Annotated in this window: 12 protein-coding genes; 7 read left to right on the top strand and 5 right to left on the bottom strand. The window is 35.8% G+C overall.

Annotation, left to right across the window (positions count from 1 at the left end):
• Positions 1-160: 160 nt before the first annotated feature.
• The 4 genes from RBU60_RS09715 to RBU60_RS09700 form a co-directional block, all read right to left on the bottom strand.
• Entirely contained in the window at positions 161-466 is a 306-nt protein-coding gene (locus RBU60_RS09715; RefSeq protein ID WP_308864708.1) for a PepSY-like domain-containing protein, read from the bottom strand.
• Between the two features lie 89 nt (positions 467-555).
• Positions 556-1527: a quinone oxidoreductase family protein gene (locus RBU60_RS09710; protein ID WP_308864707.1), complete on the bottom strand. Its 972-nt coding sequence runs from the start codon at positions 1525-1527 to the stop codon at positions 556-558.
• 70 nt (positions 1528-1597) lie between these two features.
• The gene (locus tag RBU60_RS09705) at positions 1598-2104 is read right to left on the bottom strand and encodes a DoxX family protein (RefSeq protein WP_308864705.1); all 507 of its coding nucleotides are present in this window, start codon (positions 2102-2104) and stop codon (positions 1598-1600) included.
• Between the two features lie 98 nt (positions 2105-2202).
• A complete protein-coding gene (locus RBU60_RS09700) occupies positions 2203-2787 on the bottom strand; it encodes a Crp/Fnr family transcriptional regulator (RefSeq protein ID WP_308864704.1) in 585 nt (194 codons plus the stop codon).
• An 854-nt stretch (positions 2788-3641) separates the two neighbouring features.
• Between RBU60_RS09700 and RBU60_RS09695 the strand changes: the two genes are divergently transcribed.
• The 4 genes from RBU60_RS09695 to RBU60_RS09680 all read left to right on the top strand — a co-directional run bounded on the left by RBU60_RS09695 (position 3642) and on the right by RBU60_RS09680 (position 9804).
• Complete coding sequence (locus RBU60_RS09695) at positions 3642-4745, top strand: PepSY-associated TM helix domain-containing protein (RefSeq protein ID WP_308864703.1); 1104 nt, start codon at positions 3642-3644, stop codon at positions 4743-4745.
• A gap of 95 nt (positions 4746-4840) precedes the next feature.
• A complete protein-coding gene (locus tag RBU60_RS09690; protein ID WP_308864702.1) occupies positions 4841-7231 on the top strand; it encodes a TonB-dependent receptor in 2391 nt (796 codons plus the stop codon).
• Positions 7232-7273: 42 nt separating this feature from the next.
• Complete coding sequence (locus RBU60_RS09685; RefSeq protein ID WP_308864701.1) at positions 7274-8503, top strand: DUF4374 domain-containing protein; 1230 nt, start codon at positions 7274-7276, stop codon at positions 8501-8503.
• Between the two features lie 119 nt (positions 8504-8622).
• On the top strand, positions 8623-9804 hold the full coding sequence (locus RBU60_RS09680) for a PepSY-associated TM helix domain-containing protein (protein WP_308864700.1): 1182 nt from the start codon (positions 8623-8625) through the stop codon (positions 9802-9804).
• A 37-nt stretch (positions 9805-9841) separates the two neighbouring features.
• Here the strand turns inward: RBU60_RS09680 and RBU60_RS09675 are convergent, their stop codons facing one another.
• Positions 9842-10186, bottom strand: a complete 345-nt coding sequence (locus RBU60_RS09675; RefSeq protein WP_308864699.1) for a hypothetical protein — start codon at positions 10184-10186, stop codon at positions 9842-9844.
• Between the two features lie 787 nt (positions 10187-10973).
• Between RBU60_RS09675 and RBU60_RS09670 the strand changes: the two genes are divergently transcribed.
• The 3 genes from RBU60_RS09670 (at position 10974) to RBU60_RS09660 (ending at position 11994) form a co-directional block, all read left to right on the top strand.
• A complete protein-coding gene (locus tag RBU60_RS09670) occupies positions 10974-11327 on the top strand; it encodes a single-stranded DNA-binding protein (RefSeq protein ID WP_308864698.1) in 354 nt (117 codons plus the stop codon).
• Positions 11328-11403: 76 nt separating this feature from the next.
• Positions 11404-11784, top strand: coding sequence for a DUF6876 family protein (locus tag RBU60_RS09665; protein WP_308864696.1), 381 nt, complete (start codon positions 11404-11406; stop codon positions 11782-11784).
• Positions 11785-11796: 12 nt separating this feature from the next.
• The gene (locus tag RBU60_RS09660) at positions 11797-11994 is read left to right on the top strand and encodes a hypothetical protein (RefSeq protein WP_308864695.1); all 198 of its coding nucleotides are present in this window, start codon (positions 11797-11799) and stop codon (positions 11992-11994) included.
• The last annotated feature ends 24 nt before the right edge of the window (positions 11995-12018 follow it).

Genomic DNA, 12018 nt, shown 5'->3' with positions numbered 1-12018 from the left:
TTTATATTTTTTTTAAATTTAAAGCCCCTTGAATTCAACCCATAAACGCAACTTTTAGATTAAACTCTAAATCTGTGCCATTATCAAGTTTTACCTGTTGGTTGCTGTCATCTAATTCCCAGTCAGTAATTACATTGTTTGGATAATTTGTTTTTACATATTAGAGAATTTGAGCTGGGATTACCTCATTGGGTAGTTTAGATTTTGACTTAATTTCCTTGATTTTGTAATCTGGGCTGAACTCTAAAGAAACCTTGTCTGTTAAAGAAATCTCATATTTTTTATAAACTGGATGGTTATCGAATGATGCTTTTAGCACGGCATTGTTTGGGAAATAGGTCGCAATAAAAGTTTTGATTTGTGTAGGAATCTGGTCTTTAGGGATTTTTCTATCCTGTGCGTTAGCAATAAAACTCATAGAAGTCAACATCATTACGAACCACAATTTATTTATCTTACTTTTCATTTTTTTCTAGTTTAGAGTTATTCAATATAGAAAAATTCGGTCTACATTTTTTTTCAGCTTACAGGTGTTGATAGAGACTGTTTTTTTTGTTAAATTAAAACTACTAATCGCTTTCCACCTTCAATCTTCCTATCCCAATATTTTTCTATCTCCTTCAAATCAACATTTACGGTTTCAATTTTTAATTTATTGTCTGCTGCAAGTTGGAATACTTCAGGAAGTATTTCTGTAAACAAAATTTTTACTTCTTCCGGTGCCCAAGTACCCAAACCTGAGCCTGAAATTTGAATGTCTGTTCCTCGTAAAATTGAAGATGAAAGAGTAATTGTGTCACCGCTCATTCCACCAACTGTTATAAAGCGTGTGCGATGTGAAAATCTACCATCACCTGTTAATGATGATAAAATCAATTCAGCACTATGTCCCCACAAATAGTCAATTACAACGTCAATTGGGTTTTGTTGGTGTTCCTTTTTGATTTGTGAAACAAAGCTTTCATCATTTTGCTTGATTGAAATAATTTCGTCTGCTCCAAGTGTCAATAGTTCTTGTAGAGATTGTTCATTTCTTCCTGTTGCAATTACTCTTTTCGCACCATAATGTTTAGCAATCTGAACTGCTACTTTTCCTGTAACGCCTGTCGCACCATTTATTAAAACAGTTTCTCCTTCTTTTAATGAAGCTCTAAAACGAAGCGCCAATGCAGAACCCATAACAGCATTTGGTAAAGCCGAAGCAGAATCATCGTCAATATTTGCTGGTAATTTAACGACTCTATTTTTATCAATAATCGCTTTTTTAGCAATCATTCCACTTATGCCCATTCCATAAACACGTGTTCCGTCTTCAAGTAAACCAACTCCATCACCGCCTACTACAATTGGCTGGTCAATAGTTTGCATTGAATAATGTTGTCCACTTGCACGCAACTTATCGAGGTTTTTTACTGCAGATGCTTTTACAGTAATCAATAATTCATTTTCGTTTTGAACTTTTGGTTCCTTAAAATCTGTAACATATTTTGGTAATTCTCCTTTTTGAAACACTACTGCTGCTTTCATTTTATCTGTTTATTTGATGTTATGTTGTCCTCTTAAAATTCTGCCTAACGTTTTTATTATTTTTCTTCTTTCACTTGTATCCGAATGACACTAACCCCATTGTTGGTAACAATTCTTTTCGATTTAGATTTTGTCGAACAAAGTTATCCAACTGTTTTTTACTTATCCAATTATCGATTGAATATTTCCCTGCACCAACAATTGCAATCACCAAATAAATTAATAGGTAAAGGAACGCTAATTCTTGAGCGGCAAACCCATTATTTCCGTGTACCAAGAATGCAGCAATAAGCATTGTTACTATCAATGATAGGGCTGAAATTCTTGTTGCTATTCCTAAAATTAAAAAAATAGAACAGAATACTTCAGCAAAAACTGCAAGTGCTAAAGATGCAGTTAGGCCAATACCTAAAGGGTCCGGAAATGAAATTGGATCATTGCCAAGAAGCATTGATAGTTTTCCTAAACCGTGCATTAACATCATTGCGCCAATGACAACTCGAAGTATTAATAATGCTATTGCTAGTGTATTCTCTGAAGTATCAGAACTAAAGCTGTTTTGAATTATTTTTTTCATTTTTCTATTGAATTAAAATATTGTGGTGCAAATATCCAGAACATTAAAGCATTAGAAAATGAAGTAGATTATGAAATGATGTTAAACTAGATTAACAATCATTGCTTTTGAATGAGTTCGCTTTTAATTTTGCTTAAAAACTCCTTGGTAATACCTAAATATGAAGCGATCATATATTGAGGGACCCGTTGATCTATTTCGGGATAGGTTTTCTTGAAAATTTGGTATCGTTCTATCGCTGAAAGACTAAAGTTTTGAATAATTCTTTTTTGGGAGGCCACAATTGCTCGTTCTGCAACCTTTCTAAAAAAACGTTCGAGTTTTGGTATTTCAATATATAAGGCTTCAAGACTTTCTGTGGTGAATTGGATAAGCTGGGTATTCTCTAAACATTGAACATTAAAGTCGGCAGGAGTTTGAGTTATAAAACTTCCCAAATCAGATGTCCACCAATCTTCAATGGAAAACATTACTATATGTTCTTGACCTTTTTCATCCATATAGAATGTTTTTGTACATCCCGAAATAATGAAATTAGTGTGTTTACAGGTGTCTCCTTGCTGAACTATATATTGATCTTTAAGATAATTTCTGTGCACGACTTTAGAAAACAGAATGGCTTCTTCCTCAACGGTTAAGTTGATATGTTTATTTATATAATCTAATAAAGTTTTATGATTCATTGGAGTGAAAATCTATTTTATGTACAGCTTTTGTCTTTCTCTAAGTATAGCCTAAAAGTTTTAATTTTTAGTTAGCCTATTGCAGGAATTGGTATTTTTTTTAGGTTGCAGATAACGTGTTTGTGTATTGAGTTTTGTAGGTTGATATTCAGTTAATTATCGGCTTATAAATTACTTTTATTGATTGTGGAGACCACCGAATTTAAGTCTAAATCCGCTATGTTTTATATACATTGTGTGTGCCCAGTATGGGCATCTTTTATTTACCGAAAGGTAACTAATTAATTTAGAGGGTGCAAGTCCCTTATGGGCAGGAGTAAGCCTTCGGCTTTAGTTTATCCTGAGTTTTATCGAAGGGCTCAGAGAAGCTCATTGAACCATTAGTAAGCTGCAAGCTTGCTATCTGTGAAGATAGGACTGAACGCAATCCTTTTGGAAATTACATTGGGAGCATTGATTTTCGCTAATTGGGTGACCGATTCCCAAGAAAATCTGTAGCCTTTTGAAAAAGTACAGAATAGTTTCAATTGGTGTAAAGAGCGATTGGAAAGATGGATTGTGAACCGCCGTACCTGCCTGCTGGCAGGCAGGTACGAGATGAAATTACTACTCATTTTTTATTTTACAATAGTTTATAAAATTACTTACCTCCGAGTTGTCACTATTTCGACTTTTCACCTTAAAAGTAGAATCTTAAGGAATCATAGGATATTTTGATGTTGAACCGAAATTATTCTTGAAATACAATTTAATTTCCTTTTTAGTTATTTATACTCGGTATAAATAATACTTTTGCAGCTCTAATCAAATCTCTCTTAATTTTTATAGTAAACGCGGAGATGTAATAAGTAGGAATGAAAAAAAAGAGAAAAAAATTATGGAAAAAATTAGCAAGTAGAATTCATTTATGGCTTGGTATGATTTCTGGACTCATTGTTTTTGTGATTGCGGTTACGGGCTGTATCTATGTATTTCAAGACGAAATTAAGGATGCCGTCTTCTCTTGGCGATTTATTCAAAATGAAGATAGGGATTTTGTAGCACCTTCAATATTATTTCAAAATGTAAGAGAGGCGATTCCTGAAAGCAATCCCAATATGGTGGTTTATCATGATAAAACAAGGCCTGCTGCTATTTCTATAAATGTAGATGATATCCCTTATGAAGTTTATCTAAATCCTTTTTCTGCGGAAATAATCCACGTTCAAAATCTGGATACCGACTTTTTCATGATTGTGGAACATTTGCATCGATTTTTGCTGTTACCAGAAGAAATAGGCAAGCAGGTAACCGGTGTTTCAACAATTATTTTCTTGATAATGTTGGTGAGCGGCTTGATACTTTGGTGGCCAAAAAAATGGAAAAATTCTGCCCAAAACTTTAAGATAAAATGGAAGGCGAGATGGCGTAGGAAAAATTACGATTGGCATCGCGCTACCGGCTTTTACTTAATAGTTCCAGCAATCATTGTTGCGATTACGGGTTTGAGCTTCTCGTATGAATGGGTTCACGAAGGTTTGTTTGAAGTTGGAAATGCCGTAAGTAACGAAAGAAATTCTGAAGCCATTCCCATATTCCCAAAAACTGACAAAATAACTACAAATAGCGCTTTGGATATTTCTTTTGAAAAAACTTTTTCACTTATGCCAGATAAGGGAATGTACTTTGTTTGGGATCAAGGCGAAGGCTTACCAATCATCACGGGCGTTTATCCTAAATCATTGGCTTTTGACCATCAGTCTAATTTTTATTTTGAATCTGAAACGGGTGATTTGCTTTTTAGCCAATTCTACAGGGAAAAAAATACGGGTATAAAACTTCAGGAGATGAATTTTGGTCTTCATACAGGACAATATTTTGGGATATTCGGAAAAATAATGGCATTCATCACTAGTTTATTCGTAGCAACACTTCCAGTTTCAGGATTTTTGATATGGTTTGGAAGAAGAAAAAAATAATTTGAAATTTTTCAGCAAATAACTTTCAGAAACTAAATCTGTCTATTACATTTGCGTATTATTTTAATTTATTCTAAATAAGTATAGCGAGTTTAATGCGAGTCTTCATCCTAATTTTAATAAGTATTTTTGTTGCAAATACCTCAGTGGCCACTGCTCAAACACAAACATCCACAATTCAGGGCAAAATTACCGACACTTATGGAACGCCATTGCTGGGAACTACAATTTTACTGAAAGAATCAAATCATGGTACTGTAGCAGACGTAAATGGGAATTATAACATTCAAGTTGCAAACAATAAAATTATCACCCTTCAATTTTCGTACGTAGGTTTTAAAACGGTAAACCGCACAGTTGATTTGCAAAACGGCGAAATTAAAACGATAAATATTCAATTAGAGGAAGATGCAGCTGCGCTCGACGAGGTAAGTATAAAATCCAAAAGCGAAATCCGTATAAAAAGGGAAGAAGCATACGCAATAAATGTTATAAATGCTAAAGAGCTCTACAATAGCGGCACAGATATTAATAAAGTTTTAGACCGCACAAGTGGCGTTCGGGTTCGTCAGAATGGGGGATTAGGTTCAGATTTCACGTTTTCATTAAATGGATTTTCAGGCCGGCAGGTAAAATTCTTTTTAGACGGAATCCCGATAGATAATTTTGGTTCTTCGCTAACCTTGAACAATTATCCTGTAAATCTTGCTAAACGTATCGAAATATACAAAGGTGTTTTGCCAATTAGTTTGGGCAGCGATGCCCTTGGCGGCGCAGTAAACATTGTAACACGCGACGATGCAAATTACCTTGATGCTTCTTATGGTTTTGGTGCTTTCAATACACATCGGGCAAGTGTAAATCTCGCTTATACCAATCCTAAAAATGGTTTTACGGCCAAGCTCATTTCGTTTTATAACTATTCCGATAATAATTATAAAGTTAAAGTGCGTCCGATAGATTTACAGACCAATCAACGTTTACCAGAACAAGAAGTAGAGCGTTTTCATGACGATTATGAATCTGCAACCGCACAAGTTGAAATAGGAGTTAGAGATAAACCGTATGCCGACAAGCTTTTGTTGGGTTTTATAGCTTCTGGTAACGACAAGCAAATACAGACGGGCGTTACGATGAATCAGGTTTTTGGCGCGCGTACTTCAAATTCAAGAGCGTTGATACCTACTTTAAAATATAGCAAGGAAAATCTTTTCGCAAATGGTTTAGATGTTAAGTTCTACGGCGTTTACAACAATATGCGCAACCGTTTTATAGATACAACCCGTGTTCGTTATAATTGGTTGGGGGAAAATATACCAAGTACGCAAGCCGAATTTTCCCGAACACAATTGGAAAATAAGGACAAGGAATTATTGACGACTACAAACGTTTCGTATGCCATAGATGAAAATTACGGGTTGTCTATCAATTATCTTTTTACAAACTTTAAACGGACATCAAGTGATGTTGAAAATCCCAATTCTCCAACCTTGCAATTTCCCCAGTCGCTAACCAAAAATATTTTAGGCTTAGCGTATCAAGCTAAACTTGAACGATTTACGGGAACTGCCTTTGCCAAAGCCTATTTTTTGAATGCCGAAACTTTTGTCAGCGATTTTAATGCTTCCGGTGAAACACAATTTGAAAAGACAAATTCAAATACCGATAATTATGGATTTGGTGCTGCCGCATCCTATTTTATTTTACCAAAATTACAGGCCAAAACTTCTTATGAGCACACCTATAGATTGCCGCAACCAACCGAATTATTGGGCGACGGTTTGTTCACCACAAGAAATTCAAACCTAAAACCTGAAACAAGCGACAACTTGAATATCGGTGTCAAATATGAATTTAATGTTGTAGAAGTCAATACCATAAGTGTAGAAGCAAATTACTTACTACGGAAATCGAAAGATTTTATTCGATTGGATCAATCGGTTTCCCAGCCTGTTGCAAGGCAATTTGTGAATCTTGGTGATGTTGTGACTAATGGTTTTGAAATCGATGTTCAATATAAATATAAGAGCAACCTTCGTGCGGGACTCAATCTGACTTACCAAAGCATTATTGACAAGCAGGAATTTTTGAGCAGTAGCAATTTGGGAGGGACAACGCAATCACCAAATTTCAATTATGGGTTTAAAGTGCCCAATATTCCCTATCTCTACGGAAATGCAAATGTTGATTATACATTCAAAAAATCTGAAAATTCTAAAAGTCAGTTCAATATAGGGTATTCTTTAAATTATGTTGAAGAATATTTTTTCACCCCGAATCAGATAGGAGCAAATAATCAAGATAATATTCCGATGCAATTGTCGCATAATCTTAGAGCTGGTTATAGTTTGGCAGATGGAAAATTTAATATCAGTTTGGCACTTGATAATATTACAAACGAAGATTTATTCGATAATTATTTATTACAAAAACCCGGAAGAAGTTTTTTCCTTAACCTCAGATATTACATAGACAAACCTTTTTAATTAAACAAGAAAATGATAAAAATGAAAACAATTTTAAAAACAATGTTAGTTGCAAGTGTTATAGTATTTGCAAGTTGTTCAAGTGATGACGATAATACCACAACTGAAACTACAACTCCAACAACGAGTAAGTTTGTATTAGGTTTAGGCGTTACAACTTCAACTGAAACCACAAACTTTGTGCTTGGTGTTGACGATTTAATGACGGGTACCATCGACTTACAAAACCAAGGAATACTTCAAGATGGATATAGGGATTATGCAACCGGCGGCAATACATTTTACAGTATTGGTGGTTTGGGCGTAACAGATGTTAATGCATATACCCTCGCAACAGATGGCGGATTAAATGTAAACAACAGTCTAACATTTCCGTTGCAGTTAGACGGTTTTGAACAGATTAATACTACTACAATGTTGGGTATTTCAGTACCACAAGATCAAACAGCAAATGCTGCGATACAATTTTATACTATTGATATTGAAACGAATGCCATAGTAAATACAGGACAAGTACCATTTGAAGGCGTTAATCCAGATACTGCAAACAATAGGATTTTCCATACGGGAATGCAAATAAGCGGTAATAAATTGTACCAAACTTTTTACCTGGTCAATAAAGACGATTTTAATACGCCCAATACAGATACGCAATACGTAGCAATTTATAACTATCCAGAATTTACATTAGATCGTGTAATAAGCGATAACCGCTTTGGCCCTGCTGGCGCGTTTAATACGCAAAGTGGAGTTTACACAACAGAAAACGGTGATATTTTTACGGTTTCTAACAGTAATTTCGGTTTTACCCAAGCAACCAAAGAGGCAGGAATCTTAAAAATACCAGCTGGCGGAACTCAATTTGACCCCAACTATACGTTTAATACTGAAAATGTTACCAATGGTGGAAAAATAATTCACGCAATATATGCTGGAGACGGTAAATTATTTGCAGCAGTTTCAACAAAGGTTTTAGAAGGTCCAGATGGTAGCAATGGCTTCGGAAATGTTTACAGCGACACCAATTTAAAGTTGGCAATAGTAGATTTAAATTTAAAAACGATTACCAACGTTTCAAGCGCACCAGAATTTACAGGCAATGGTGGAAGAAGCTTTGCAGCTTTTAAAGATGGTAATAGTGTATATACTGCAATTACCGATGCAAATGGAACAACGAATATATACCGTACAGATTTAAACAATGCAACCGCTACAAAAGGTGCACAAGTTGATGCAAGTTTTGTAGGTGGAATTTCAAAAATAGCACAATAAAAATTAGTAGTTAGTCAATATAAAACCGGTCATTTATTTTGGGATTTCCGGTTTTATTCTTTCTGAAATGTTTCAAAAGCAAGAATCTTTATCTTCAAAATAAGATAGTAAACCATTTTATGGCAAGGCAAAAAGGCAAAATAAAAAACCGATCATTCCTTTATAGATTTAGTCTTTGGCTTCATTTATGGCTGGGTTTGATTTCGGGCGTTGTCATTGTTGTCGTAAGCCTAACAGGAGCTGCCTTAGTATATGAAGAAGAATTGCGATTGCTTTTACAGGGTTATCAGTCCGTTGCTCTTCAGGATGAACAATTTTCACCACCTTCTCAAATCGCAGAAAGTGTAAAGCAGCAGTACAAACTCGACGGTGTTTCATCGGTGATTTATCGTGGTGCAACACGGTCTGCCATCGTACCATATTATGGCGATAGAGAAAATCAGGTGGTTCATTTTGTAAATCCATATTCAGGAGAAGTTTTAAAACAACAACGCTTAGATACCGATTTTTTTAGGCAAATGGTTATTGGGCATTATCAACTTTGGTTGCCAAGAAATATTGGCAAACCCATTGTAGCTTACGGAACTTTAATATTCGTAATCGCTTTGATTACCGGAATGATTCTATGGTGGCCAAAAAAATGGAAAAAAAGGGAGGTTAAAAACGCTTTAACTATAAAATGGAAAGCCAAGTTTAAACGTGTTAATTACGATTTGCATAATGTATTAGGCTTTTATTCTTTGTTGGTAGCCTTGATTCTGGCACTTACAGGAATGGTGTATGGTATGCAATGGTTTAAAGATGCAAGTTATTATGTGGCTTCCGCCGGAAAATCACAACCAGAGTTTAAAAGGTTTGTTTCAGATACAACTGTTGAAAGCAATTATTGGCAAGCAGATGAAGACCGATTGTTAACACAGGCCATAAATGATGGTGTTGACTTACAAACCCATCAATTTGCGATTTACTATCCAAGAAACAAATCAGCCGTTTGGGGAACTGAAACAAACCCAACCACCAAATCACGGTGGAAGTCTATTAAAGCTAGCTATGAGCAAGGATCTCTGAAAAAACTGAATGTAGACTTGCCTTTCTCTGAAATTAATGGTGGCGATCAATTAATGCGCATAAATTATGATCTACACGTTGGCGCGATTGGCGGCCAATGGACAAAAATCTTAGCATTTCTTGTCTGTTTAATTTCAGCAAGTTTGCCAATAACGGGATTTATTGTGTGGTGGAAAAAAAGCAAGAACAAAAGATGGCGAGCACTGCGTTTTCCTTTATTTTCAGATAGATAATCATGGATTTTCCCCAAAATAAAGTGCATAGTTTTAACTATTCCTGAGACCAATAAAGAATTACTACTTTTAAAGAGGTATTTGAGTATCGAAATGCACTCAGCCCATTCCCCTCCATTCCGCAGAAAAAGCTCCAATCCGGGAAAAGCGCTTCATTAAAAAAGATCTTGGACACAACTCCAAAGCTTCCGATTTGCATTTCACTTGTCCACTCATTCCCGAGAAAAGTCGGGAGGTGGCCAAACTCTACTTCGATTAAACTCAGCACAGGCATTTCAATCTGCACCTTTAGAGTCAAGTCCGCTTTAGATCCTGCTTCAGATAATAAACCTATAATCATCCCACTCAGCCCATTCCCCTCCATTCCGCAGAAAAGCTCCAATCCGGGAAAAGCGCTTCATTAAAAAAGGTCTTGGACACAACTCCAAAGCTTCCGATTTGCATTTCACTTGTCCACTCATTCCCGAGAAAATTCGGGAGGTGGCCAAACTCTACATCGATTAAACTCAGCACAGGCATTTCAATCTGCACCTTTAGATTCAAGTCCGCTTTAAATCCTACTTAAATAAGATAATTCGTTTTCATAAGCCGTTCAGCACATTGCCACTTCATTTCGCGCTCACCTGCCGAAGGGGCAGGAATCGCTCCATTCCGGGCAAAGAGCTTCTCTGCAAATGTCTTGGACACCACCCCCGATTTCTACTTTTCATTCCGCTTGTCCGATCCGCTATGCTGGAACGGGACGCTTCATTCCCAATCCGAAATCGTGAACGGAGTCCGCTTCATCGGAATTCCATTTACCATTTAGTCCCGCTTCCTATGTTTTTGTATTTCAAAAAAGGCATTTAAACCAACTCCCAAACCACCGCTGTACCAACCGTTTTTTTGTAAGCAAAATACCAATAGTTGGAAGTTAAACGGAGTGCATAACCGGTCGTGTCTCCCTTTTATAACTCCTTATTAATTCCAACTCTTAGCAACTATATCAGCAACAAAAAAAGGTAACAGCGGACGGCTCTATGGGAAGTAAATCGAATAGTATGAAATCTTACAAAAACAAAAAAAGGAAAACGCTCTGGATATAATAAGTAAATCATTTCAAAAAAATATAAACGCAAACTATCTGAAGAGTTCAGGGAGCATTTTAATTAATTCTTAAATATTTTATTATGAACACTTTAAAAAATCACGTACAGTTAATTGGAAATGTTGGTCAAGAGCCAACCATTACGAACCTTGAAAGCGGTAAAAAGGTAGCCCGTTTTTCACTTGCCACAAACGAGTTCTTCAAAAACACAAATGGCCAGAAAACACAAAATACCGAATGGCACACCGTAGTAGCTTGGGGCAAAACTGCCGAAATTATCGAGAAATATGCCAGAAAGGGCAAAGAAATCGGAGTTAGCGGAAAACTTAAATCCCGTAGCTATGAGGATAAGGACGGTATTACAAGATATGTTACCGAAGTAGAAGCCAACGAAATTCTTTTGTTGGGAACTAAGGACGGCAATAATGCTGAGTAATATTTAAAAATAAAGAGGGCGTTTCCGTCTAAAGTAGCGCCCTCTTTTTCATTATTAACTCTTAAATAAAATTAATATGAAATCACAAGTTAACGAAATCAAAGAAGGTTTACAACATTTTCATGGAACGGAAATGTTTTATCAAATCCCATTAATTAGAACACGTTTTACAGACGGTCTAAAATACCTTGCCCATGTGGCGGATTGTTTTTGGCTCATTACGGACACTTCCGTAATTGCAAAAAGTCTGATGAACCGAAGCGAGTTTATAACCATAGACTTTAAAAAATTGTCAGAAGAAAGACAGAATTTTACAGGCTATGAAGCCGAAATCATTTACAGCGATGGGAACAACAATATTTTGGAAAAACACGGCTATTGTGTCACGGATTTTCCGCTCGATGAACTACGATTATTTTTTGTAAATGATACCTTGATGTTACCAAGCGAATATTAAAAATTAAAAGTTATGGTATATCTTAATTTTACAGACTTGAGCGAAGAAACTCAAAACCGACTTCTAGAGGATTCTAAAAAAGATGTGGAACGAAAATTTGGCGATGATATTCGCAAATACGTAAGAAAAAATTACACTTGTTTTGAAACGATGATTGAAGAAGAAGCAATGCGAAATTTGTACTCCTACACGTTTGTATTCAAGATTTAATTTTTTGAACTTAATAGTTAAGCA

This window comes from Mesonia profundi (assembly GCF_031085155.1).
In the GTDB taxonomy this organism is placed as follows: Bacteria; Bacteroidota; Bacteroidia; order Flavobacteriales; family Flavobacteriaceae; genus Mesonia; species Mesonia profundi.
Note: the sequence above shows the minus strand (reverse complement) of the source record. Positions and strands in the feature narration are given on the sequence as shown.